The sequence below is a fragment of the Maricurvus nonylphenolicus genome (genome assembly GCF_042854845.1).
In the GTDB taxonomy this organism is placed as follows: Bacteria; Pseudomonadota; Gammaproteobacteria; order Pseudomonadales; family Cellvibrionaceae; genus Maricurvus; species Maricurvus nonylphenolicus.
Genome location: NZ_AP031498.1, coordinates 525,834 through 549,067 on the forward strand (window position 1 = coordinate 525,834; position 23,234 = coordinate 549,067).

A 23,234-nucleotide genomic window follows, 5' to 3' on the forward strand; every position below is an offset into this window, starting at 1 on the left:
AAGTGATCCTATCGCTATCGCTGATCTGACGGACGAAACCGTAGAAACTGATGAACTGTTTATCTTCCGCGATCATGCGATAGCTGCTGAATCTTGGGCGCTAACCAGTAAGAAAGTTAATCGTCTCGATGCTGGCAGTGAACTGGATATAGATTACAGTGGCCTTGAAGTTGTTGAGCTGATGTTGGGTGAAGGCAATGACACCGCATCGGTAAATACGACGGCTGAATCCTTAACGACCAGCATGTCTTTCTATGACGGCAATAAGTTGGAGCGTTCTGTAAGTACTGATACCTGGTACAAGTTGGGCTACCGCGTCGGTGATGAAATTGCCGTTTCCGGTGCAGGCGATAATGATGGCTCCTACATTATTAGCTCTATTTCTTCTGACGGTTTAACTGTTGAGTTAGCTGGGGCGACCTTCACAGATGCCATTGCTGTTGCCGATGTAACCGCTATGCGCCTGTTGCCAATTACCGTAGTCCACGGCGGTGGTAACCAGGAAACAGCACCAGGCGTTATGGGTGGCGATACCATTACGGTAACCGGTACCGGTTATGGTGATGGCAGTAACGTACCTGTGATTATCTTCGGTGATACCTCTCAGGATGGAAGTCGTTATACCGATAACGACGCACTTAACCGTAACGATCAAGCGCGCGGTTTTGCTAATCATGGTAACGATACTATCGACGCATCAGCTGCAACGTCTGGTGTTGTGATCTACGGTGGCGCCGGCAACGACCGTTTGATTGGTAGCCAGGGCGATGACCATATTCTGGGTGGTTCTGGCGATGACCATATCGAAGGTCAGGGCGGTAACGATCACATTTACGGTGATTCCGGCCTGAATATCGATATCAGTGAGCGCACCAGTCTGCGTACGGATGCTACCAAAGCAATCCTCGATATCGTCACCGTGAATGCTTCACTGAATACCACCGCAGACTCTCTGCTGGTTGGTGATGATGATATCTGGGGCGGTGATGGCAACGATATTATCTTCGGTGATCACGGTATCATTACCCAGGAGCGTAATAACTTCCCTGAAGACCTGCGCCTGTTTACCACGGGTAATATCATGTCCATTGAGTCAGATGTTGAAGCATCTGGTGGTGCCGATGAAATCTACGGTGGCAATAACAATGACATTATTATCGGCGGCAACGGGGCTGATGAAATCGAAGCGGGTGCTGACGACGATATTGTTATCGGTGATAACGGTGAGGTCAGCTATGTAAATGGCGACACCAACATCTCCACATTGGATCTGATCACTACCCGCAACTATATCTACGGCGCCGGCGATACCATTTCTGGTAACGGTGGCGATGATAAATTGTTAGGCGGTGCTGGCGATGACTTTATCTACGGCAATGACAGTGCAGGCACAGAAATCGCCAATGACGATGACGTCATTATTGGTGATGAAGGTCTGATCGTACTGGCCGCTTCGCAAATCACCCGTGTTGCGAGTAAAGAAGATAATCTGAGCGCAGGCTCTGACACCATTCATGCTGGTGCTGGTTTCAATCGCATTATCGGTGGCGCGGGCGGTGACAGCATAACCGCAGGCACCGGTACCGATCATGTGTTGGGCGACCACGGTCAGCTGGATTACACCAGCGGTGTATTGGTTTCCGCACAGAGCCATCTTGCTATGCACGGTAATGGCGATGTTGACACCATTACTCTGGGCAATGGCGATACCGTTGTTATCGCTGGCGAAGGCGGCGATACGGTAACCGCAGGAACCGGTTCTGATATTGTGATCGGTGATAATGGTTCAGCGACCTTTACCAATGCCGGCGTTCTAACCGACCTTGACAGTACTGATGCCGATGACTCCATCGGTGGCAACGACATCATTAATCTGGGCAATGGTAATACCAAGATTATCGGTGGTGCAGGTAGTGATAATATTGATACCGGTACAGGCATCGATTATGTCTTGGGTGACCACGGCTCGATGGATTTCCATACCGACGGTACCCTGACTCGTATCGAAAGCGAACTGCAAACTCTGGGTGCACAGGACTTTATCGATCTGTACGACGGTGACACGGTTGTCATTGCCGGCAGCGGCAACGATGAAGTGACCACCACCGGTGACTACGACGATGTTGTGTTGGGTGACCACGGTTACATTACCTGGACTAACGCGGGTGTGATTACCGCGATGGTTAGTGAGTCCCTGGATCAAGGCGGTGACGATACCCTGCGCTTGGCTGATGGTGATCACTGGGTGATTGGCGGCTTCGGTGCTGATACCGTGATTGCGGGTACCGGTGCAGACATCGTGATTGGTGATAATGGTTCGGCAACTTTCACCGCGGGCGTACTGACTCGATTGGAAAGTACTGATGCGGTAGACGCGACGGGGGGCAACGATACCCTGACTCTGGGTGACGGCAACACTGATGTGATTGGTGGTGCAGGTACCGACGATATCGATACCGGTACGGGCCGTGATCATGTTCTGGGTGACCATGGTTCCATGGACTTCCACACCGATGGCACATTGACTCGTGTCGAAAGCGAACTGCAAACTCTGGGTGCACAGGACTTTATCGACCTGTACGACGGAGACACGGTTGTGATTGCCGGCAGCGGCAACGATGAAGTGACCACCACCGGTGACTACGACGATGTTGTATTGGGTGATCACGGTTACATTACCTGGACTAACGCTGGCGTGATTACTGCAATGACCAGCGAATCCCTGGATCAAGGTGGTAACGATACCCTGCGCTTGGCTGATGGTGATCATTGGGTCATTGGTGGCTTCGGTGCTGATACCGTGATTGCGGGTACCGGTGCAGACATCGTGATTGGTGATAACGGTTCCGCAACTTTCACCGCGGGTGTGCTGACTCGTTTGGAAAGCACTGATGCTGATGACACTACCGGTGGCAACGATACGTTGACGCTGGGTGACGGTAACGCTGATGTGATTGGTGGTGCAGGTACCGACGATATTGATACCGGCACTGGCCGCGATCATGTTCTGGGTGACCACGGTTCCATGGACTTCCACACCGACGGCACTTTGACTCGTGTCGAAAGCGAACTGCAAACCCTGGGTGCACAGGACTTTATCGACCTGTACGACGGTGACACCGTAGTAATCGCTGGCAGCGGCAATGATGAAGTGACCACCACCGGTGACTACGACGATGTTGTGTTGGGTGACCACGGTTACATTACCTGGACTAACGCTGGTGTTATTACTGAAATGACCAGCGAATCCCTGGATCAAGGTGGTGATGATACCTTGCGCTTGGCTGATGGTGATCACTGGGTGATTGGCGGCTTCGGCGCTGATACTGTGATTGCGGGTACCGGTGCAGACATCGTGATTGGTGATAACGGCTCAGCAGTATTTACCAATGCGGGTGTTCTGACTCGTCTGGAAAGTACCGATGTTGATGACGTTACCGGTGGCAACGATACGTTGACGCTGGGTGACGGCAATACTGATGTGATTGGTGGTGCAGGCACTGACGATATCGATACCGGCACTGGCCGCGATCACGTTCTGGGTGACCATGGTTCCATGGACTTCCACACCGACGGCACTCTGACTCGTATCGAAAGTGATCTGCATACCCAAGGGGCGCAGGACTTTATTGATCTCTACGACGGTGACACGGTTGTCGTTGCTGGCAGTGGTAACGATGAAGTAACCACCACCGGTGACTATGACGATGTTGTGTTGGGCGACCACGGTTACATTACCTGGACTAACGCTGGTGTGATTACTGAAATGACCAGCGAATCCCTGGATCAAGGCGGTGACGATACTCTGCGATTGGCCGATGGTGATCACTGGGTGATTGGTGGCTTCGGTGCTGATACCGTAATTGCAGGTATCGGTGCAGACATCGTGATTGGTGATAACGGCTCAGCAGTATTTACCAATGCGGGTGTTCTGACTCGTCTGGAAAGCACTGATACGGATGACACTACCGGTGGTGACGATACGCTGACTCTGGGAGACGGCAACACTGATGTGATTGGTGGTGCAGGTACCGACGACATTGATACCGGCACCGGTCGCGATCATGTGTTGGGTGACCACGGTTCCATGGACTTCCACACCGACGGCACTCTGACCCGTATCGAAAGTGAACTGCATATCTTTGGTGCTGCGGATTACATCGACCTGTATAACGGTGACAATGTCGTTATCGCAGGTAGTGGTGGGGACGAAGTGACTAGCACTGGCACCTTCAACGATTATGTTATGGGTGATCAGGGTTACATCACTTGGAACAACGCTGGCGTGATTCAAGATATGGTTAGCGAATCTCTAAGCATTGGCGGTGATGACATTCTTAATCTGGCCAACGGTGATAACTACGTAATTGCCGGTCAGGGTAATGACATTGTGAATACCACCGGTGGTAATGATGTTGTCGCGGGTGATAGTGCTCAAGCTGAATTTATCAGTGGTCACTTAACGCGCTTCTTTAGCACTGATTTAAGTGATGCCACAGGTGGTGTTGATACTATCGATGTAGGTTCAGGCTTCAATCGTGTGATCGGTGGTACTGGTGGTGACACCATTACCACTGATACCGGTGATCATCATGTGATTGGTGATCACGGTGAGCTGAACTACAACACCTCGGGTATTATTCAGGATGCTTTCAGTACTCTGAATGATCAGGGCGGTGATGACACGATTAACGGCAATGGTAACGGCAATAACCTGATTATTGCAGGTCAGGGCGCTGACACTGTTACGACAACTAACGGTGATGACATCATCGTCGGCGATAATGGTGAGGCCACCTTTGAAAATGGTCATTTGGTCAACTTGCTAAGTACTGATGCCAGTAACATTACCGGTGGCAATGACATTATTGTTGCTGGTGCAGGGTTTAATCGCCTTATGGGCGGTTCGGGCGATGATCGAATCACTGGCCTTAGTGGTAAGGATCACGTCATTGGTGACCACGGTCAGTTCGAGTACATCGATACTGATATTCTAAAAAGTATGACCAGCCTCTTACCGGCAGAAGCCGGTAACGATGTGATCAATGTCGATGATGGTCATAACCGTGTCATCGCCGGTCATGGTGACGATACGGTAATTACTACAAATGGTGATGACCATATCATTGGTGACAACGGTGTTCTCACGTATGGCGACGATGGCATTATCGATAAGGCAGAAACCACAGATCATACTCTGGGCGGTATAGATACATTGCTAGCTGGTGATGGGCATAATATCGTTTTGGGTGGTTATCAAGGTGACACCATTGTTACTGGTGACGGTGCCGATACCGTTATTGGCGATAACGGCTTCATTAACTTCATTAACGGTGTTCGCAAGCAAGTCGAAAGTAATGATATTACCAACGCTACCGGCGGTAATGACGATATCAGTATTGGCGCTGGCAACGACCAGGTAATTGCCGGTGTTGGTAATGACCGTGTTACTGCCGACAGCGGTGAGAATATCATCATTGGTGACGATGGCTTTATCACCAGTGATGCTGGCGGACGTTACTTGATTGCTACCTCTGGTGGTGAGGAAGTGTTGGGTAAAGTCTTCCGTGCCAGCTTGGGCGGCGATGATACTGTGCAAGGCGGTAGCGACCGAGATGTTGTTATCGGTGGCTACGGTAAAGACATCCTTCGTGGTGGTGATGGCGATGATCTTATGGGTGGTGATGGCACCAAGGTCACCCGCGATCCAAGTTTCCTTACTATTCAGATTGAAAGCATCAATATTCTGATTGGTGATGATGATGAGTTGTACGGTGACGATACTGGATTCGCCGATAACGACATTATGATTGGTGGTTTCCTGAATGATGGTTTTGATGGGGACTTGTCGGCTGACGTTATTATTGGTGATTTGGCGCGTGTAACCCTGCAAACGCCAGATGGTAATATTGTCTTGTTGGGTGATAACACTGCTCTGCCACTGGACGCTGAGAATCCACCGACTCCATACAATGGTTCGTACGATACCGAGACAGAGCAGGTACTTACGGTTATTACTTTGTCTCAATCTCTCGATACCATTGGTAGGGATAACCAAGACTTGTATAACCCGCCTGAAGATGGCACTGAGGCAGCCTACTTGCTTAATAACGATAACAGGGATCTGCCTGTAAACCTTCTGGCTACCTTGGAGGCAGACTTCATGGGGGGAACCAATGGTTTGCTGGGCGGAATCATCGAAGAGCACTTGAATAATGGTGAGCGTCGCGCCGGTATCGATTTGGTCTTGCCAACAGGCACTCAAGCTGGCGAAGAGGAAACTGACGAGCTGGTTGAATTGTCTTGTGAATTGACTGAAGAGATACCGGATCTTCAAGGTGAACAGTTGCAGCAAGCCCTTGAGGCTTGTGAACTTGAAGAGCAAATCATGAACGAAAACGCTCGTGGCAAGGTCATCATCGGTGAAGGATCTTCTGATGAGGCCAAGGAAGAGGATCAAGCGCAGTTGTTTGACTCTCTCAAGCAAGGTAATGCAACAGCCGTTCAGGGTGCCCTTGCCGGTGCCCTGGGTTGGAAGCTGGCAGGAAAAGCCAAGGCGGGATCCGCCAAGGTTGATCGTCAAGCCATGGAGCAGGTTGCCAAGAAGGCGTCTGAGCGTCGCTACAAACGCTGGGATAGCTTGCGCTTCTGGTAAGCGCGGGTGAATTCCCGGTGTTAAGAGCAGCCCCCATCTGGGGGCTGTTCTTTTTCTGCCCTTTCTGGCATCGTCTTTTCTAGTAACAGCATAAGGCTCGGGCATTGAATCTGGGCACTAGCCAAATAATAAGTAGTTAAGCATCGATATGGTAAATCAAACCCAATCCCCCCAAGCGCCTGTGGCCAGCCAGGATCACTGGCAGCAAATGGCCAGCCTTGCCGAGAATTTGGATTATCAATCCTGGCTGGAGTTGCAAAGTGGTTTGATCGATACCGCTTTTGCCAGTCTATTGGTCGTGCGTGATGACAGTGGACGTTATACCCCGGTAGCTGTATGGCCGGAAGCTAACAAGGCGACAGAGCATTTAACTGACCTGGTCGAAAAGGTGATCGACGATGGTTCTGGTATGGTCACCGAGTTGGCCAAGGCGGATACTAAAGCTACGTCCAAGAACCATCTGTTTGGTGTGGCCTATCCGGTACATATCGATGGTCAGGTTTCCGGTGTGATTGCCGTTGCCGTTAATCTGATGGCCGAGGCGGAACTGCCCTTGGTAATGAATGAATTGCAGTGGGGGGCATCCTGGGTCGAGCTAGCGCAAATGCGACGTTTGTACACAGACCGCCAGGACGACTTTACCCGCTTAAGCACCAGTGTTGATCTGTTGGCTAAAGTGTTGCCTGAATCCGGTTTTAACGGCGCTGCCATGCGTCTGATTACCGAACTGGCCATTAATCTCAACTGTAATCTGGTCAGTCTTGGCGTGTTGGAAGATCAGCGCGTTAAGCTTGCGCATTTATCCCACAGTGCAGACTTCAGTAGCCATATGAATCTGGTTCGCGCCATTGAAGATGCCATGGATGAGTCTGTGGATCAGCGCGAGGCTATTGTCTTACCAGCGACTGATGGCACACCAGCAAATTTGGTGGTTGTAGCGCATACCACGCTGGCAGAAATGCAACAAAGTGAATCGCTCTTAACCTTACCCTTGCAGGTAGATGGCAAGTGGTTTGGTGCAATCACTTTGCAGCGTGATATCGATCAGCCCTTTACGGCCGATGAGTTGCGCTATTGCGAGAGTGTGGTAGCGCTTGCGGTAAGTGCTTTGGAGGAGAAGCGTTTTAATGATCGGCCCTTACGTAAAAAAGTACGTGATGCCGGTGAGCAGCAGTTAATTCGTTTGTTTGGTCCAGGTTACCTTGGCCGTAAATTGTTTATGAGTTTAGCTGTTGTGCTGTTCTTACTGATTGCTCTGGTGCAGGGGGAGTATCGTCTTTCAGCGGATGCCTCATTACAAACCGTTAGTCAGCAGGTGATCTCCGCTCCGTTTGAAGGCTACATTAAGGATGTGCATGTGCGGGCAGGGGATCTGGTCAGTGAAGGTGATGATCTGGTGCAGCTGGATGATCGTGACTTGTTATTAGAGCGTCTTAAGTGGCGCAGCCAACAGAGTAAACTCTCTCGACAGTATCAAGAGGCCATCGCCAGTCATGATCGTGCACGTATTACCATTCTTGATGCGCAGTTAGGGCAGGCTAAAGCCCAATTAAATCTGGTGGAAAGTCAGCTGCAGCGCTCGCGCATTGTCGCACCCTTTAACGGTTTGGTAGTGAGTGGTGATTTAAGTCAGCGCTTGGGCGGTGCGGTCACTCATGGTGAGTTACTGTTTGAAATTTCTCCGGTGACTGCTTACCGGGTGGACCTGCTTATCAAAGAGAGCCGTATTGCCGATCTGCAAAAAGGCCAAACTGGAAGTTTGTATTTATCGGCCTTGCCCGATATGACGTTCGACTTCAGTGTTAACAATATTACGCCTGTTACAGAGTTTAAGGATGGCGCGACCTTTTTTGTGGTGGAAGCTATTCTGCATGGCAGTCCTGAGCAGTTAAAAGAAGGTCATGAGCGCTTACGGCCAGGTATGGAAGGCATCGGTAAAATCTATATCGATGAACGCAATCTGTTTGGCATTTGGACGCGTGAGTTGAGTGACTGGATGCGCCTGCTTTTCTGGCGTTGGTGGGGCTAGGGTTGGAATTGTGGTGGAGATAGTCTGTGTCAGTTAATGCTTCTCTATTTAGTGCCTCCTGGTATCTGGTCGCCGAGTTGTGCCCTCGGTTGCGTCGACATACCGCTATTCATCGCCATATTTATCGCGATGAGGTTTGGTATGTCTTGCAGGATCATGTATCGGGTCAGTTCCAACGTTTCACTCCGCAAGCCTATTTGATCATCGGCAAGATGAATGGCGAGCGTAGTCTGCAGCAGATTTGGGATGAGGCCTGTGAATTGCTGGGTGATGATATGCCCACCCAGGATGATGTGATCGGCTTGGTCTCCAAACTGTTCCGCGCCAATGTGCTGCACTCCGATGCTCTGCCGGATATGGAGGCTCTGGAGCGCCGCCATCAGTTAATGGCTCGCCAGCGTTTAATGCAGAAAATTAAATCGCCATTGGCTATCCGCATTCCGTTATTAGACCCTGAAAAATTCCTCGATAACACCCAACGCTATGTCGCGCCGCTATTTAACGGCTGGATGGGCGCTTTGTGGTTGTTGGTTATCGTCACAGGCATCGTATTGGCAGCGGTTCACTGGCCGGCGCTATCAAGCAACCTCAGTGATCGGGTACTTGCTGTTGAAAACCTGTTGCTGATGGCCTTGATCTACCCGGTCGTGAAAACCCTGCATGAGTTGGGGCACGCCTACGCGGTTAAAAAATGGGGCGGGGAGGTGCATGAAATTGGCATCATGTTTTTGGTGTTTTTCCCGGTCCCCTATGTAGATGCCTCGGCAGCAACCGCGTTTCGCAGTAAATACCAGCGTATGCTGGTAGGCGCGATTGGGATTTTAACGGAGGGCTTTATTGCTGCCTTGGCCATGGTGGTGTGGACGCTGGCCGAGCCCGGGTTGGTAAGGGCGTTGGCCTTTAACACCATGTTGATCTCCGGAGTATCAACTTTCTTCTTTAACGGTAACCCGCTGCTGCGGTTTGACGCCTACTATGTATTGGCCGATTGGTTGGAAATTCCTAATTTGGCCAACCGTGCCAACGCCTATGTGGGCTATTGGGTGAAAAGCCGTTTGATGGGGGTGAGGGGGATGCACTCACCAGCGGCGACAGGTCGTGAGGCCAGTTGGTTAATGGGTTATGCGGTCAGCTCTTATGTGTACCGTATTCTCATCATGCTCACCATTGCACTCTTTATCACGACAGAATATTTATTTATTGGTGCCTTGCTGGCGCTGTGGACCATGTGGATGGGTGTCTTTCTGCCGCTGATTAAACTCATTGCCAAGCCGTTTAACGACAGTCAGTTACAGCAACAGGGGCAGCGCACCTGGGGTGTTATCGCTGGCGTGGTTGCTGCTGTTGTTTTGTTGCTGGCCGTACTGCCATTCCCCTATGCGACTTATACACAGGGCGTGTTAACGGCATCGGAAAAATCCCAGATCCGGGTGCCTGCCAGTGGTTTTGTTGATGCCGTGTTGGTTGATCCCGGCAGCTGGGTTGAGCAGGGGCAGCCGCTACTGCGTTTGTCTGATCCGACTCTGGCCGCCGAAGTGAATGTGTTACAGGCGCAGGTGCGTGAGGCGGAAGCCAGTTATCAGGCCTCGCTAAATGATCGGGTGGATGCGGGTATTAAGCGCGAGCTTTTACAATTGCGCCGTACGGAGTATCAGCGTGCCTTGGACAAGGCAGATGCCTTAACCGTTGTCGCTCAGCAGGCGGGCACCTTTGTATTGCCCAATGCGACCAAGCTGCGAGGTCGATATTTATCTCGAGGAGACCTGTTGGGCAATATCGTCAACTTTGGTGAGTTGCCGATTACGGTGATGGTGGCTGAAGACCATATTAATGATGTGCGCCAGCGCACTCGGTCGGTGGAGGTGCGTTTGGTGTCTCAGCAGCATGAAATCTACGCCGGAGAGATTCAGCGTATCGTTCCAGCCAGTACCAAACAGTTGGCCAATAAAATTCTCTCGGTGGATGCTGGTGGTCTTATCGTCACTGACCCATCGTCTCCAGCGGAAGCTCCAGAAGCCTTTAAGCGTTATTTCCGTTTGGTCGTCGATGTGCCCGAGGCACCACGTGAGCGTTTGAATGAGCGGGTTTATGTGCTCTTCAATCACGACCCAGAGCCATTATTGTGGCGCTGGGCGCGTGACATTCGCCGTGTGTTCTTAAGGCAGTTGGATGTCTAAAGCCTCTTCTCTTTTTCCGTCGCGTTTGCCGAGTTCTCTGTTGTGGCGGCCCGAGCAGTCGGTGGCCAAGCCCAAGGCTTGGTATGAGCGTACAGTGCATCTGTTAATGGGGATGGGGCAGCGCTGGTACTGGCGCAATCGCTCGCCTGTGAATACCTATTTGCCGCTGATTAAAGCCAAGGATCAAGAGCTGCAAGCTTTGTCTGAGTCGGCTTTGCGTATCCGTGTACAGGCGCTAAGGCAGCAGGTGCTACGTCATGGTTATTGTCAGGCGACTTTACCCGAGGCATTTGCCCTTATCCGTGAGGTGGCGGGTCGTACCCTTGGTATGCGGCATTTTGATAGCCAGTTGCGTGGTGGTCTGGTGATGTTTATGGGCCGTGTAGCTGAGATGGCTACCGGAGAGGGTAAGACTCTAACCGCAACTCTCCCGGCAGCGGCCGCCGCCTTGGCCGGCATTCCGGTGCATGTGATTACGGTGAATGATTATCTGGCTGAGCGTGATGCCGAAGAAATGCAGCCATTGTATGAATGGCTGGGATTAACCCTGGGCTGTATTCAGCAGGGCATGTCCCCGGATGAGCGTCGCGCTATCTACGCCTGCGACATTGCCTACTGCACCAATAAAGAGTTGGTGTTCGATTATTTAAAAGACCACCTGATTATCAAACAGTCCACTCACAGTACTTACCGGCACAGTGAGCGTTTAAAAGGCAATAAGGACTTTGATCAGGATCTGATGTTACGCGGCCTGCACTTCGCCATTGTTGATGAAGCCGACAGTGTTTGTATGGATGAGGCGCGCACGCCATTAATTATCTCCGGTGAAATTCAGCACAACGAAGAGCAGGAGCGAGTCTATCACCAGGCCGTGATGATCGCCCGTCAGCTGGAAGTGGATACTCACTTCGAGAAGAATGATCGCCTGCGATTCCTGCAGCTAACCGAAAAGGGCGAACATCGAATCGATGATATGTCGGCGCATATGGGCACCTATTGGGTGGGCCGGGTTAGGCGCTACGAGATTGTTCGGCAGGCACTGACGGCTATCTTCTTCTTTGAGCGCGACCGCCATTACCTGGTGCGTGACGGCAAGGTGCAGATCATTGATGAGCATACCGGTCGGGTGATGCCGGATCGTACCTGGGAGCGTGGGCTGCATCAGCTGATTGAAACCAAAGAGGGGGTAGAAATCACTGCACCTAGAGAAACCCTGGCGCGCATCAGCTACCAGAAATTTTTCCGTCGCTATCATTGGTTGGCCGGCATGACAGGGACGGCCAATGAGGTGGTGAATGAATTCTGGCAGATTTACGATCTGCCGGTGATCGCCATACCAACTCACCACCCGCTGCGGCGGGAGTGGTATCGCGATACCCTCTGCAATACTGAAGATGAAAAACTGGAGGCTGTTGCTGAGGCTGCCAGGTGCCAGGTATTAAAAGGCCGTTCGGTGTTAGTGGGTACTTCCACTGTGGGTGCGTCAGAGCGAATCGCTGAGCGTTTGCAGGCCCTGGGGGTGGATCACTGTGTGCTGAACGCTAAACAGGATGCTGAGGAAGCTGAAATTGTTGCCGAGGCGGGTCAGCCCGGCCGGGTGACTATTGCTACCAGTATGGCTGGCCGTGGTACCGATATTAAGCTGCATGCCGAGGTTGAGGTCGCTGGTGGCCTGCATGTGATTTTGACTGAATTGCAGGAGGCATCACGCATTGATCGCCAGTTGGCAGGCCGCTGTGCCCGATTTGGTGATCCCGGCAGTGTGGAGCTGATTCTGTCTCTTGAGGATGAGTGGCTGGCGCGAGCCTGGTATCGAAATTGGGTGCTTGGAGTGAGTGGTTACTCCTTTGGCAGGGCTTTGGCTGTCAGATTAATGCGGAGAGCCCAGGCCAAATTGGAGCGTCGACACAGCCGTATACGTCACCAGTTGCTACAGGCCGATGAGCGCGAAGGCGAGGTGCTGGCATTTACCGCCGGGAATCTGTAGCCTGTCGTCCCTCTAAGGTTGTCTTTTATCTATATAAAAGAGGAAAGAATGAAGTCGTTTGCTCGCTATCTACCCCTGATTGCCCTTGTTGCATCTGCTGGAGCTCAGGCTCAGTTGAATGGCTCCCAGTTAAGCTGTCTGTTGGAGCCTTCCAGTGAGATCGAGTTGAGCAGCCAGGTGTCCGGTGTGGTGAGCAAGGTGAATACCGAGCGGGGCGGCAAGGTACGTAAAGGCCAGGTGCTGGTGGCTCTGGAGAGTGAACTGGAAAGGGCTGCGCTGAAGACTGTTAAGGCGCGTGCCGAGTTTGCCTCCCGTAAGCTTGAACGCAATCAGGAGTTGCTGGCTCAGGAGTTGTTATCGGACTTTGAGCGTGATGAGCTGGTTACTGAGCAGCAGCTGGCCCGTTTGACCGTGGCGGAGGCGACGGCGCGTTTGAGTCAGCGTCAAATACGCAGCCCTATTAATGGGGTAGTGGTAAAGCGTCATGTCTCCATCGGCGAGTATGTGGGGACTGACCCTGTGCTCGAGTTGGTATCCTTGAATCCGCTTCATGCTGAGGTTGTGATGCGTGCCGATCAATACGGTGATGTCGAGGAAGGCATGACGGTGGATGTGTCTCTGGTCCACCCTTCCGGTGAGGGGGAGCGTCAAACTGTAGCGGGCAAGGTTACTGTTGTAGACCGGGTGATTGATGCGGCCAGTAGTACCTTTGGTTTCCGTGTTGAGGTGGCTAACCCGGATTTGGCGCTGCCGGCTGGTCTGAAGTGTGAAATCGACTTTTCCTCGGTGATTGCCGCTCCGCAGGCCCCTTCTGAAGGCGGGGACTCCGGATCGTTATCGACTGACGCGCCTGACCTGGCAGTCAACTAGCCTTTTTAGGCCTCTTATAAGGGCTTGATGTGGGTCATGATTTATCGCATCTGGCCTGATTTCTACCAATACTGATTAAGTGTTGACTCCCCCGTCTAACATCTATACAATCCCGCTTCCTTTTTGGGTGCGCTACGCGTGCGCCTGCTAAAAGGGTTGTGTGGAACTGCTTTAAGTGGTTCTGGTTCTTTACGATTATTGGAGTTTGGTTCACATGCAGAATCAACGCATTCGAATTCGCCTGAAGGCCTTCGATCACAAGCTGATTGATGCGTCTACCCAGGAAATCGTTGAAACCGCCAAGCGTACTGGTGCTCAAGTTCGCGGTCCTATTCCGCTGCCAACACGCAAAGAGCGTTTCACTGTTCTGGTTTCTCCGCACGTTAACAAAGACGCGCGCGACCAGTATGAAATCCGCACACATAAGCGTTTGCTTGATATTGTAGAGCCAACTGAAAAGACTGTTGATGCACTGATGAAGCTGGATCTGGCTGCTGGTGTTGAAGTTCAAATCAGTCTCGGTTAATCCCTTTTAAGGTATTAGCTGGCTAATTAAGTAGAAAGTTAACCGAAGCCTAAACAACAAGTTTAGGTGTGTGTAACGCTCTGAAATGGGCGGCCATAGCGGGTAAAAGCCCCGTACACTGAGAGGTCAAAGAAGATGACGATAGGTATAGTCGGTCGCAAAAGCGGCATGACCCGCATTTTTGCCGACGATGGTGCTTCCATTCCTGTGTCTGTGATTGAGGTTGAGCCCAATCGCATTACTCAGGTCAAGAACGTCGAAACTGATGGTTACAATGCTGTGCAAGTAACTGTGGGTTCTCGTCGTGCCTCCCGCGTATCCAAATCACAGGCTGGTCACTTTGCTAAGGCAAGTGTTGAAGCTGGTCGTGGTGTTTGGGAACTACGCAACGATGCTGAAGAAGCGTTTGAAGTAGGCGGTTCAATTACCGTTGAAGCTTTCGAAGCAGGTCAAAAAGTTGATGTTACTGGTCAGTCCAAAGGTAAGGGCTTCCAGGGTGGTGTTAAGCGTTGGAATTTTGCAATGCAAGACGCAACTCACGGTAACTCTATTTCTCACCGTGCTCCTGGTTCTATTGGCCAGTGTCAAACTCCAGGGCGTGTATTCAAAGGCAAGAAAATGGCCGGTCACATGGGTGCTGAGCAGGTAACTACTCAGAACTTGGAGATCGTTCGTGTTGATGCCGAGCGCGGTCTGCTGTTGATTAAGGGTGCTATTCCAGGTGCTCCAGGTGGTGACGTTGTTGTACGTCCAGCCGTTAAAGTTCGCAGCAACGGTTAAGTGGGGATTTGACCATGGATCTGAATATAGTAACTCCTGAAGGCGCCAAAGGTACTGTTGCAGTATCTGAAGTGACTTTCGGTCGTGAGTTTAATCAAGACCTGGTTCACCAGGCGGTAGTGGCCTACTTGGCCGGTGCGCGTCAGGGTACCAAGGCACAAAAGAACCGTTCAGCGGTTTCCGGCGGTGGCGCTAAGCCATGGCGTCAAAAAGGTACTGGCCGTGCACGTGCTGGTACTATCCGTAGCCCTCTGTGGCGTACCGGTGGTGTGACGTTTGCCGCTCAGCCTCGTAATCACGAGCAAAAGCTGAACAAGAAAATGTATCGCGCTGCTCTGCGTTGCATCCTGTCTGAGCTGAACCGTCAAGAGCGTCTGGTTGTAGTTGAGTCTTTCGATCTAGAAGCTCCTAAGACCAAAACTCTGGTTCAAAAGCTGGCTCAGTTCGATCTGAAAGATGTTCTGATCGTGACCGAGGAAGTGAGCGAGAACCTGTATCTGGCATCTCGTAACCTGCATAAGGTTAACGTTGTTGATGCAGCTGGCGTGAATCCTGTAAGCCTGATCGGTGCTGACAAGGTTGTAGTGACCGTTGATGCACTGAAGAAGTTTGAGGAGATGCTGGGATGAGCCAAGAACGTCTTTACAAAGTCCTGTTGGGCCCAGTGATTTCTGAGAAGGCTGCTATCGCAGGTGATGTTGCGAATAACGTGGTTTTCAAAGTAACCACCGACTCCAACAAGTCAGAAATTAAAGCCGCTGTTGAACTGCTGTTCGACGTTAAAGTAGATGACGTTCGTGTTATGAACGTTAAAGGCAAAACCAAGCGCACTCGCTACGGTATCGGTAAGCGCAGCGATTGGAAAAAAGCCTACATTCGTCTAGCTGAAGGTCAAGAAATTGACTTTTCAGTAGCGGAATAAGGAGATAGTTGCGATGCCAATTGTAAAACGTAAACCAACATCTCCAGGTCGTCGCTTCGTTGTAAGCGTTGTTAACCCGGATTTGCACAAAGGTGCTCCTTACGCCCCTCTGCTGGAGAAAAAGTCCAAGTCAGGCGGTCGTAACAATAATGGTCGTATTACCACTCGTCATATCGGTGGTGGCCACAAGCAGCACTACCGTGTAATTGATTTTCGTCGTAACAAAGACGGAATCCCAGCTAAAGTTGAGCGTCTGGAATACGATCCAAACCGCAGTGCTAACATCGCGTTAGTTTGCTACCTGGATGGTGAGCGTCGCTACATTATTGCACCTAAAGGTGTAAAAGCTGGTGACCAAGTCCAGTCTGGTGAAGATGCGCCAATCAAGGTAGGTAACACTCTGCCGATCCGCAATATTCCTGTGGGTAGCGTAATTCACTGTGTTGAACTGAAGCCTGGTAAGGGTGCGCAAATCGCACGTTCTGCTGGTACTTCTGCTCAGCTGGTTGCCCGTGATGGCCGTCACGCCACTCTGCGTCTGCGCAGCGGTGAAATGCGTAAGGTTCTGAGCGAGTGTCGCGCAACTTTGGGTGAGGTTTCTAACAGTGAGCACAACTTGCGCTCTCTGGGTAAGGCTGGTGCCTCTCGTTGGCGCGGTGTGCGTCCGACTGTTCGTGGTGTTGTAATGAACCCGGTTGATCACCCGCATGGTGGTGGTGAAGGTCGTACCTCTGGTGGCCGTCATCCTGTATCACCTTGGGGTATGCCAACTAAGGGTTACAAGACCCGCAAGAACAAGCGCACCGATAACATGATTGTTCGTCGTCGCGGTAAGAAATAATCGCGGTCGCACTAGCTAAGAGGAAAACAGAGTGCCACGTTCACTGAAAAAAGGTCCTTTTATCGATCTTCACTTGATTAAGAAGGTTGAGACTGCGATCGAAAACAATGACCGTCGTCCTATCAAGACTTGGTCTCGCCGTTCCATGGTTATGCCGGAAATGGTGGGTCTGACAATTGCTGTGCACAACGGTCGTCAGCACGTCCCCGTTCTCGTTAACGAAGAGATGGTAGGACATAAATTAGGCGAGTTTGCAGCGACCCGTACTTATCGCGGTCACATTGCAGACAAGAAAGCGAAGCGTTAAGCGCGAGGTAATTACGATGGAAGTAGCAGCAAAGCTAAGCGGTGCTCAACTGTCGGCGCAAAAAGCGCGTCTGGTAGCCGATCAGATTCGTGGTAAACACGTTGAAGAGGCTCTGGACATTCTTGCTTTCAGCCAGAAGAAAGGCGCTGCCATCATCAAGAAAGTGCTGGAGTCTGCAATTGCAAACGCCGAGCACAATGAAGGCGCTGATGTTGACGAGTTAAAAGTATCTACGATTTTTGTAGATGAGGGCGTTACCATGAAACGTATCCGTCCTCGCGCTAAAGGCCGTGCAGATCGCATCCTTAAGCGTTCTTGTCACATCACCGTTAAAGTAGCCGATCAGTAAGAGTAGACGCTATGGGTCAGAAAGTACATCCGACAGGTATTCGTCTGGGCATCGTTAAAAAGCACACCTCTACTTGGTATGCCGGCAGCGATGAGTATGCAGACAAGTTGAACACCGACCTGAAAGTACGTGAGTACATTCAGAAATCACTGGCGCACGCGTCAGTAAGTCGTGTAGACATCGAGCGTCCGGCTAACACCGCACGCATTACTATTCACACTGCCCGTCCAGGTATTGTGATTGGTAAAAAAGGTGAAGATGTTGAAAAACTGCGCGCAGCTGTAAGCAAGCAGATGGGCGTTCCCGTTCACATCAACATCGAAGAAATCCGCAAGCCTGATCTGGATGCGGCTCTGGTAGCGCAAAGCGTTGCACAGCAGTTGGAGCGTCGTGTGATGTTCCGCCGCGCTATGAAGCGCGCTGTACAAAATGCCATGCGTCAGGGCGCAGAAGGAATCAAAATTCAGGTTGGTGGTCGTCTGGGCGGTGCTGAAATTGCACGTTCAGAATGGTACCGCGAAGGTCGTGTGCCTCTACACACTTTGCGTGCCGACATTGACTACGCCACGGCCGAGGCGTCAACTACCTACGGCATCATTGGCGTGAAAGTTTGGATCTTCAAGGGCGAAGTTATCGGCGGCATCGAAGAAGTCGAAGCTAAAGCTAAGCCTAAGAAGAAAGGCTCAAAGTAAGGGGTACGCAAGATGCTACAACCGAAGCGTACAAAGTTTCGTAAGCAACAAAAAGGCCGCAATCGTGGTCTGGCCCATCGCGGTTCAAAGGTAAGCTTTGGTGAGTTTGCCCTGAAAGCGACAGGCCGCGGACGCATTACCGCCCGTCAGATCGAGGCAGCACGTCGTGCAATGACTCGTCACATTAAGCGTGGTGGTAAAATTTGGATCCGTGTGTTCCCGGACAAACCTATTACTGCCAAGCCTCTGGAAGTACGTCAGGGTAAAGGTAAGGGTAACGTGGAATATTGGGTGGCACAAATTCAGCCCGGTAAAGTGCTGTATGAGATGGAAGGTGTATCTGAAGATCTCGCACGTGAAGCATTTGCCTTGGCCGCTGCTAAGTTGCCAGTAAATACAACCTTCGTGAAACGTTCGGTGATGTAATGAAAGCTTCAGAACTCCGCGAAAAATCTGTTGAAGAACTGAATGGCGAGCTGATCACTCAGCTGGAAAGCCAGTTCAAACTTCGCATGCAGGCTTCTACTGGTCAATTGGCTCAGTCTCACCTGTTGAAACAGGTTCGCCGCGATATCGCTCGCATTAAAACAGTGCTGAATGAAAAGGCAGGTAACTAACGATGGCTCAGGCAGAAAAATTAGTACGTCAGCTGACTGGCAAAGTTGTTAGCGACAAAATGGATAAAACCATTACTGTCCTTATCGAGCGCCGTGTTAAGCACCCGATTTATGGCAAGTATGTCAGTAAGTCATCCAAGCTGAAGGCTCATGACGAAAGCAATGAGGCTAAGACTGGTGATGTTGTGACTATTCAAGAGTCACGCCCACTGTCAAAGTCAAAGTCTTGGGCTTTGGTTAAAATTGAAGAACGCGCTGCTGAAATTTAAGCAGCGTATTAAAAGTTTCGGAGACGAACGATGATTCAAACGCAATCATACTTGGACGTAGCGGACAACAGTGGTGCCCGTCGCGTTATGTGCATCAAGGTGCTTGGTGGCTCCCATCGTCGTTATGCCTCTGTGGGTGACATTATTAAGGTGACCGTTAAGGAAGCCATCCCCCGCGGTAAGGTAAAAAAAGGTCAGGTAATGAACGCTGTTGTAGTTCGCACCAAAAAAGGTGTTCGCCGCAACGACGGTTCTCTGATCAAATTTGACGACAACGCTGCTGTACTGCTGAACAACCAGGATGCTCCAGTGGGCACCCGTATTTTCGGCCCAGTAACTCGTGAGTTACGTGGCGAGAAGTTTATGAAAATCATCTCTTTGGCTCCAGAGGTTCTGTAAATACAGACCTCCGGTAACCTGAGAGATTTGAGGACAGGGTTATGCGTAAAATTAAACGTGATGACGAAGTGATTGTGATCGCAGGTCGCGATAAAGGTAAGCGCGGTAAAGTAGTTCGCGTTCTTGCTGACAATCGCTTGATCGTGTCCGGTGTTCACATGATTAAGAAACACCAAAAACCTAACCCGCAAGCGGGTGTTGCTGGTGGGATTGTGGAGAAAGAAGCTCCGATCCAGGTTTCTAACGTAGCTATCTTTAACGGTGCTACTCAGAAAGCAGATCGTGTAGGTTTCAAAATCCTTGAAGACGGCAAGAAGATTCGCATCTTCAAATCCAACGGCGAAGCTGTAGACGCTTAAGCTTTGCTTAAGTGAATGCAATAGCAAACGGTATTAAAACATGGCTAAGTTGAAAGAACTTTACCAAAGCGAGCTGGCCCCTAAGCTGAAAGAAGAGCTGGGTTTAGACAACGTAATGGCGGTACCTAAAATTACCAAAATTACTGTCAACATGGGTGTAGGCGAAGCTATTGGTGACAAGAAAGTGCTTGAGCACGCTGTCGGCGACTTGGAAAAAATCACAGGCCAAAAGGTTGTGGTTACCAAGGCACGCAAATCTATCGCAGGCTTTAAAGTCCGTGAAGATTGGCCGATTGGCTGCAAAGTAACTCTGCGTAAAGAGCGCATGTACGAATTTTTGGAGCGTTTGATCGCAATCGCTATTCCACGTATTCGTGACTTCCGTGGTATCAGTCCTAAGCAGTTTGATGGTCGTGGTAACTTCTCTATGGGTGTATCTGAGCAGATCATCTTCCCAGAGATTGATTACGACAAAATCGACAAGCTGCGTGGTTTGGATATTTGTATCACAACTACTGCACGTAACGATGATGAAGGCCGCGCTTTGCTGAAAGCCTTCAACTTCCCGTTCAAAGGCTAAAGGTAGATATCATGGCTAAGAAATCTATGATTGCTCGTGAAGCTAAGCGTACTCGCACTGTTGCTAAGTTCGCTGCTAAGCGTGCTGAGCTGAAGGCGATTATTGCCAATCCAGAGTCTTCTGAAGACGATGTTTGGGCAGCGCAAATCAAGCTGCAGAAACTACCACGTGATGCCAGCCCTGTACGTCAGCAACGTCGTTGTCAGGTAACTGGTCGTCCGCACGCTGTATACCGCAAGTTCGGCCTGTGCCGTAACAAACTGCGCGAAGCAGCCATGCGTGGTGATGTCCCTGGTCTGGTTAAGGCTAGCTGGTAAGCAGTCAGCTGAATTTAGGAGCAAAGTCATATGAGTATGCAAGATCCGTTGGCAGATATGCTGACTCGCATCCGCAACGCTCAACAAGTCGGTAAAGCAAACGTTGCTATGCCGTCTTCTAAGCTGAAAGTAAATGTTGCCAAAGTTCTGTTGGACGAAGGCTACGTTACTGGTTACGAAGTGTCTGGCGACGTAAAACCAGAGCTGACCATCGAACTGAAATACTTCGAAGGTAAGCCTGTTATTGCTGAACTGGATCGCGTTAGTCGTCCTGGTCTGCGCAACTACGCTGGCAAAGCTGAATTGCCATCCGTACGTGGCGGCCTGGGTATCGCAATCGTATCCACTAGTAAAGGTGTAATGACTGACCGTGCAGCTCGCGAAGCGGGTGTTGGCGGTGAAGTTCTTTGCACTGTTTTCTAAGAATTAAGTATTAAACGGGAATTCGACAATGTCTCGAGTTGCAAATAGTCCGGTTGAAGTACCTGCTGGTGTACAGGTGACCCTGAAGGGTCAGGACCTGTCCGTAAAAGGCGGCAATGGTACATTGGCACTGGAAATTAACGAGAAAGTAGAAGTTGCTCAGAACGAAAATGTTCTGACCTTCGCTGCTCGTGATGGTGCCAAGCAGTCCCGCGCGTTGGCGGGCACTACACGTGCTCTGGTCAACAATATGGTAGTTGGCGTTAGCAAAGGTTTCGAAAAGAAACTGGTGCTGAACGGCGTTGGTTACCGTACTAAAGTGTCGGGCAAATCTGTAGACCTGACTCTGGGTTTCTCCCATCCTGTTGTTTATAACCTGCCAGAAGGTGTAACCGCAGAAAGCCCAAGTCAGACCGAAATCGTACTGAAGAGCGCTGATAAGCAGCTGCTCGGTCAGGTAGCCGCGGAGATCCGCGCATTCCGTCCACCAGAGCCTTACAAAGGTAAAGGTGTTCGCTACGCTGACGAATATGTACGTCGTAAAGAAGCTAAGAAGAAGTAGGGCATAGGTTATGAGCGATAAGAAAACAACTCGTTTACGCCGTTCGCGTCGTGCTCGCGCCAAGATCCGTGAGTTGGGTGTTACCCGTTTGTGTGTAAACCGCACCCCACGTCACATCTACGCGCAGATCATTTCTGCTGAAGGTGACAAGGTACTGGCTCAGGCTTCTACTTTAGATAAGTCTTTGCGTTCTGGTAAAACTGGTAATGCCGATGCTGCTAAAGCAGTAGGTGCATTGATCGCTGAGCGCGCTAAAGCGGCCGGCGTTACCCAGGTTGCTTTTGACCGTAGTGGTTTCAAATACCACGGTCGTGTAGCTGCTCTGGCTGACGCTGCTCGTGAAGCTGGTTTAGAATTCTAAAGGTTGAGATATGGCTTACAACAAGAAAGACGAACGTAACGACGAAGGCCTGCAGGAAAAGCTGGTTCAGGTTAACCGTGTTGCCAAGACTGTTAAAGGTGGCCGTATCTTTACCTTCACCGCGCTGACTGTAGTTGGCGACGGTAATGGTAAGGTTGGCTTCGGTCGCGGTAAAGCTCGCGAAGTACCTGCTGCTATCCAAAAGGCTATGGAAGCTGCTCGCCGCAATATGGTTAATGTTGAGCTGGACGGTGACACCATCCAGTACGCAACGACTGGCCGTCACGGTGGTTCCAAGGTTTACATGCAGCCCGCTTCTCAGGGTACTGGTGTAATTGCCGGTGGTGCTATGCGTGCCGTATTCGAAATTGCTGGCGTTCAGAACGTACTTGCCAAGTGCTATGGTTCTACTAACCCTGTAAACGTGGTTCGTGCAACCTTTAAAGCGCTTAAAGATATGGCTTCTCCAGAAGCTATCGCTGCAAAGCGTGGCAAGAGCGTTGAAGATATTCTGAACTAATCAGTAACTACTGATTATTAAGGTTGGATTAGGACCATGGCTAAGAAAAAAATTCAAGTGACTCAGGTGAAAAGCGTAGCTGGCCGCCTGAAGAACCACCAAGCTTGTGTTGCAGGCTTGGGCTTGCGCCGCATTGGTCACACTGTTGAAGTAGAAGATACTCCTTCAGTTCGTGGCATGATCAACAAAGTCAATTACCTGGTTAAGGTTGAGGGTGAGTAACATGCGTTTAAATACTCTGAGTCCTGCACCTGGTCGTGTAAAAGCCAAGAAACGCGTTGGTCGCGGTATTGGTAGCGGTTTTGGTAAGACTGCAGGTCGCGGTCATAAAGGTCAGAAGGCTCGTTCCGGTGGACAGACTGTTCCTGGATTCGAGGGTGGCCAGATGCCAATTCAGAAGCGTTTGCCAAAATACGGTTTTACTTCCCGTATTGGCCGCGTTACTGCTGAGGTTCGTTTGGCTGAACTGAACTTGATTGAAGGCGACGTAGTAGATCTGGCAGCTTTGAAAGCGGCTGACGTTATCAAAGAGAACATGAAACGTGCTAAGATCTTCCTTTCCGGCGAACTGACCAAAGCAGTTACTGTTAAAGGTCTCGCTGTAACCAAAGGCGCTAAAGCAGCCATTGAAGCTGCTGGCGGTAAAGTCGAAGAATAAGCCAGTTCTAGTTACTAGTCCTCTAGTGGCTAGT

General features: G+C 50.7%; 26 protein-coding genes (1 of these 26 only partly in view). All 26 read left to right on the plus strand.

What is annotated here, in order from left to right:
- A protein-coding gene (locus ACGHZ6_RS02255) for an LEPR-XLL domain-containing protein (RefSeq protein WP_390617161.1) crosses the window boundary here: on the plus strand, window positions 1-6,655 show its 3' portion. It extends 22,229 nt beyond the left edge of the window; the window shows 6,655 of its 28,884 coding nt (coding positions 22,230-28,884); the start codon falls outside the window, past its left edge; its stop codon occupies window positions 6,653-6,655.
- A 148-nt stretch (window positions 6,656-6,803) separates the two neighbouring features.
- Window positions 6,804-8,684, plus strand: a complete 1,881-nt coding sequence (locus ACGHZ6_RS02260) for an HlyD family efflux transporter periplasmic adaptor subunit (RefSeq protein ID WP_390617162.1) — start codon at window positions 6,804-6,806, stop codon at window positions 8,682-8,684.
- A 26-nt stretch (window positions 8,685-8,710) separates the two neighbouring features.
- A complete protein-coding gene (locus tag ACGHZ6_RS02265) occupies window positions 8,711-10,861 on the plus strand; it encodes an HlyD family efflux transporter periplasmic adaptor subunit (protein ID WP_390617163.1) in 2,151 nt (716 codons plus the stop codon).
- Window positions 10,854-12,848: a DEAD/DEAH box helicase gene (locus ACGHZ6_RS02270; protein ID WP_390617164.1), complete on the plus strand. Its 1,995-nt coding sequence runs from the start codon at window positions 10,854-10,856 to the stop codon at window positions 12,846-12,848. Before ACGHZ6_RS02265 ends, ACGHZ6_RS02270 begins: the two co-directional genes overlap by 8 nt.
- A gap of 48 nt (window positions 12,849-12,896) precedes the next feature.
- The gene (locus ACGHZ6_RS02275) at window positions 12,897-13,718 is read left to right on the plus strand and encodes an efflux RND transporter periplasmic adaptor subunit (protein ID WP_390617165.1); all 822 of its coding nucleotides are present in this window, start codon (window positions 12,897-12,899) and stop codon (window positions 13,716-13,718) included.
- A 214-nt stretch (window positions 13,719-13,932) separates the two neighbouring features.
- Window positions 13,933-14,244, plus strand: a complete 312-nt coding sequence (gene rpsJ / locus ACGHZ6_RS02280; protein WP_390617166.1) for a 30S ribosomal protein S10 — start codon at window positions 13,933-13,935, stop codon at window positions 14,242-14,244.
- A 135-nt stretch (window positions 14,245-14,379) separates the two neighbouring features.
- Window positions 14,380-15,024 (plus strand): 50S ribosomal protein L3, encoded by a 645-nt coding sequence (rplC, locus tag ACGHZ6_RS02285; protein ID WP_390617167.1) that lies wholly within the window; start codon window positions 14,380-14,382, stop codon window positions 15,022-15,024.
- 14 nt (window positions 15,025-15,038) lie between these two features.
- Complete coding sequence (rplD, locus tag ACGHZ6_RS02290) at window positions 15,039-15,653, plus strand: 50S ribosomal protein L4 (RefSeq protein ID WP_390617168.1); 615 nt, start codon at window positions 15,039-15,041, stop codon at window positions 15,651-15,653.
- Window positions 15,650-15,946, plus strand: a complete 297-nt coding sequence (gene rplW, locus ACGHZ6_RS02295) for a 50S ribosomal protein L23 (protein WP_390617169.1) — start codon at window positions 15,650-15,652, stop codon at window positions 15,944-15,946. Before rplD ends, rplW begins: the two co-directional genes overlap by 4 nt.
- Window positions 15,947-15,959: 13 nt before the next feature.
- Window positions 15,960-16,787: a 50S ribosomal protein L2 gene (rplB, locus tag ACGHZ6_RS02300; protein ID WP_390617171.1), complete on the plus strand. Its 828-nt coding sequence runs from the start codon at window positions 15,960-15,962 to the stop codon at window positions 16,785-16,787.
- 31 nt (window positions 16,788-16,818) lie between these two features.
- Window positions 16,819-17,094 carry a 30S ribosomal protein S19 gene (rpsS, locus tag ACGHZ6_RS02305; RefSeq protein ID WP_390617172.1) on the plus strand — a complete coding sequence of 92 codons (276 nt, stop codon included), beginning with the start codon at window positions 16,819-16,821 and terminating at the stop codon, window positions 17,092-17,094.
- A gap of 16 nt (window positions 17,095-17,110) precedes the next feature.
- A complete protein-coding gene (rplV, locus tag ACGHZ6_RS02310; RefSeq protein ID WP_390617173.1) occupies window positions 17,111-17,443 on the plus strand; it encodes a 50S ribosomal protein L22 in 333 nt (110 codons plus the stop codon).
- Window positions 17,444-17,454: 11 nt separating this feature from the next.
- Complete coding sequence (gene rpsC / locus ACGHZ6_RS02315; RefSeq protein ID WP_390617174.1) at window positions 17,455-18,135, plus strand: 30S ribosomal protein S3; 681 nt, start codon at window positions 17,455-17,457, stop codon at window positions 18,133-18,135.
- 12 nt (window positions 18,136-18,147) lie between these two features.
- On the plus strand, window positions 18,148-18,561 hold the full coding sequence (rplP, locus tag ACGHZ6_RS02320; protein ID WP_390617175.1) for a 50S ribosomal protein L16: 414 nt from the start codon (window positions 18,148-18,150) through the stop codon (window positions 18,559-18,561).
- On the plus strand, window positions 18,561-18,752 hold the full coding sequence (rpmC, locus tag ACGHZ6_RS02325; RefSeq protein ID WP_390617176.1) for a 50S ribosomal protein L29: 192 nt from the start codon (window positions 18,561-18,563) through the stop codon (window positions 18,750-18,752). Before rplP ends, rpmC begins: the two co-directional genes overlap by 1 nt.
- Window positions 18,753-18,754: 2 nt before the next feature.
- Window positions 18,755-19,021, plus strand: a complete 267-nt coding sequence (gene rpsQ / locus ACGHZ6_RS02330) for a 30S ribosomal protein S17 (protein WP_390617177.1) — start codon at window positions 18,755-18,757, stop codon at window positions 19,019-19,021.
- 30 nt (window positions 19,022-19,051) lie between these two features.
- Entirely contained in the window at window positions 19,052-19,420 is a 369-nt protein-coding gene (gene rplN / locus ACGHZ6_RS02335) for a 50S ribosomal protein L14 (protein WP_390617178.1), read from the plus strand.
- Between the two features lie 41 nt (window positions 19,421-19,461).
- Entirely contained in the window at window positions 19,462-19,779 is a 318-nt protein-coding gene (gene rplX / locus ACGHZ6_RS02340) for a 50S ribosomal protein L24 (protein ID WP_390617179.1), read from the plus strand.
- Between the two features lie 40 nt (window positions 19,780-19,819).
- Window positions 19,820-20,359, plus strand: a complete 540-nt coding sequence (gene rplE / locus ACGHZ6_RS02345) for a 50S ribosomal protein L5 (protein WP_390617180.1) — start codon at window positions 19,820-19,822, stop codon at window positions 20,357-20,359.
- A gap of 11 nt (window positions 20,360-20,370) precedes the next feature.
- Window positions 20,371-20,676 carry a 30S ribosomal protein S14 gene (gene rpsN / locus ACGHZ6_RS02350; protein ID WP_390617181.1) on the plus strand — a complete coding sequence of 102 codons (306 nt, stop codon included), beginning with the start codon at window positions 20,371-20,373 and terminating at the stop codon, window positions 20,674-20,676.
- 30 nt (window positions 20,677-20,706) lie between these two features.
- Entirely contained in the window at window positions 20,707-21,099 is a 393-nt protein-coding gene (gene rpsH, locus ACGHZ6_RS02355; RefSeq protein WP_390617182.1) for a 30S ribosomal protein S8, read from the plus strand.
- Window positions 21,100-21,127: 28 nt separating this feature from the next.
- On the plus strand, window positions 21,128-21,661 hold the full coding sequence (gene rplF, locus ACGHZ6_RS02360; protein ID WP_390617183.1) for a 50S ribosomal protein L6: 534 nt from the start codon (window positions 21,128-21,130) through the stop codon (window positions 21,659-21,661).
- 10 nt (window positions 21,662-21,671) lie between these two features.
- Entirely contained in the window at window positions 21,672-22,022 is a 351-nt protein-coding gene (rplR, locus tag ACGHZ6_RS02365; RefSeq protein ID WP_390617184.1) for a 50S ribosomal protein L18, read from the plus strand.
- 10 nt (window positions 22,023-22,032) lie between these two features.
- Window positions 22,033-22,542: a 30S ribosomal protein S5 gene (gene rpsE, locus ACGHZ6_RS02370; RefSeq protein ID WP_390617185.1), complete on the plus strand. Its 510-nt coding sequence runs from the start codon at window positions 22,033-22,035 to the stop codon at window positions 22,540-22,542.
- A 36-nt stretch (window positions 22,543-22,578) separates the two neighbouring features.
- Entirely contained in the window at window positions 22,579-22,764 is a 186-nt protein-coding gene (gene rpmD / locus ACGHZ6_RS02375) for a 50S ribosomal protein L30 (RefSeq protein ID WP_390617186.1), read from the plus strand.
- Window position 22,765: 1 nt separating this feature from the next.
- The gene (gene rplO / locus ACGHZ6_RS02380; protein ID WP_390617187.1) at window positions 22,766-23,200 is read left to right on the plus strand and encodes a 50S ribosomal protein L15; all 435 of its coding nucleotides are present in this window, start codon (window positions 22,766-22,768) and stop codon (window positions 23,198-23,200) included.
- Window positions 23,201-23,234 lie beyond the last annotated feature (34 nt).

What these genes read in the sequence shown, in the direction of transcription:
- ACGHZ6_RS02260 (WP_390617162.1), top strand. Translation starts at nt 6,804, where the DNA reads ATGGTAAATCAAACCCAATCCCCCCAAGCGCCTGTGGCCAGCCAGGAT.
- ACGHZ6_RS02270 (WP_390617164.1), top strand. Translation starts at nt 10,854, where the DNA reads ATGTCTAAAGCCTCTTCTCTTTTTCCGTCGCGTTTGCCGAGTTCTCTG.
- ACGHZ6_RS02275 (WP_390617165.1), top strand. Translation starts at nt 12,897, where the DNA reads ATGAAGTCGTTTGCTCGCTATCTACCCCTGATTGCCCTTGTTGCATCT.
- rpsJ (WP_390617166.1), top strand. Translation starts at nt 13,933, where the DNA reads ATGCAGAATCAACGCATTCGAATTCGCCTGAAGGCCTTCGATCACAAG.
- rplC (WP_390617167.1), top strand. Translation starts at nt 14,380, where the DNA reads ATGACGATAGGTATAGTCGGTCGCAAAAGCGGCATGACCCGCATTTTT.
- rplD (WP_390617168.1), top strand. Translation starts at nt 15,039, where the DNA reads ATGGATCTGAATATAGTAACTCCTGAAGGCGCCAAAGGTACTGTTGCA.
- rplW (WP_390617169.1), top strand. Translation starts at nt 15,650, where the DNA reads ATGAGCCAAGAACGTCTTTACAAAGTCCTGTTGGGCCCAGTGATTTCT.
- rplB (WP_390617171.1), top strand. Translation starts at nt 15,960, where the DNA reads ATGCCAATTGTAAAACGTAAACCAACATCTCCAGGTCGTCGCTTCGTT.
- rplV (WP_390617173.1), top strand. Translation starts at nt 17,111, where the DNA reads ATGGAAGTAGCAGCAAAGCTAAGCGGTGCTCAACTGTCGGCGCAAAAA.
- rpsC (WP_390617174.1), top strand. Translation starts at nt 17,455, where the DNA reads ATGGGTCAGAAAGTACATCCGACAGGTATTCGTCTGGGCATCGTTAAA.
- rplP (WP_390617175.1), top strand. Translation starts at nt 18,148, where the DNA reads ATGCTACAACCGAAGCGTACAAAGTTTCGTAAGCAACAAAAAGGCCGC.
- rpmC (WP_390617176.1), top strand. Translation starts at nt 18,561, where the DNA reads ATGAAAGCTTCAGAACTCCGCGAAAAATCTGTTGAAGAACTGAATGGC.
- rpsQ (WP_390617177.1), top strand. Translation starts at nt 18,755, where the DNA reads ATGGCTCAGGCAGAAAAATTAGTACGTCAGCTGACTGGCAAAGTTGTT.
- rplN (WP_390617178.1), top strand. Translation starts at nt 19,052, where the DNA reads ATGATTCAAACGCAATCATACTTGGACGTAGCGGACAACAGTGGTGCC.
- rplX (WP_390617179.1), top strand. Translation starts at nt 19,462, where the DNA reads ATGCGTAAAATTAAACGTGATGACGAAGTGATTGTGATCGCAGGTCGC.
- rplE (WP_390617180.1), top strand. Translation starts at nt 19,820, where the DNA reads ATGGCTAAGTTGAAAGAACTTTACCAAAGCGAGCTGGCCCCTAAGCTG.
- rpsN (WP_390617181.1), top strand. Translation starts at nt 20,371, where the DNA reads ATGGCTAAGAAATCTATGATTGCTCGTGAAGCTAAGCGTACTCGCACT.
- rpsH (WP_390617182.1), top strand. Translation starts at nt 20,707, where the DNA reads ATGAGTATGCAAGATCCGTTGGCAGATATGCTGACTCGCATCCGCAAC.
- rplF (WP_390617183.1), top strand. Translation starts at nt 21,128, where the DNA reads ATGTCTCGAGTTGCAAATAGTCCGGTTGAAGTACCTGCTGGTGTACAG.
- rplR (WP_390617184.1), top strand. Translation starts at nt 21,672, where the DNA reads ATGAGCGATAAGAAAACAACTCGTTTACGCCGTTCGCGTCGTGCTCGC.
- rpsE (WP_390617185.1), top strand. Translation starts at nt 22,033, where the DNA reads ATGGCTTACAACAAGAAAGACGAACGTAACGACGAAGGCCTGCAGGAA.
- rpmD (WP_390617186.1), top strand. Translation starts at nt 22,579, where the DNA reads ATGGCTAAGAAAAAAATTCAAGTGACTCAGGTGAAAAGCGTAGCTGGC.
- rplO (WP_390617187.1), top strand. Translation starts at nt 22,766, where the DNA reads ATGCGTTTAAATACTCTGAGTCCTGCACCTGGTCGTGTAAAAGCCAAG.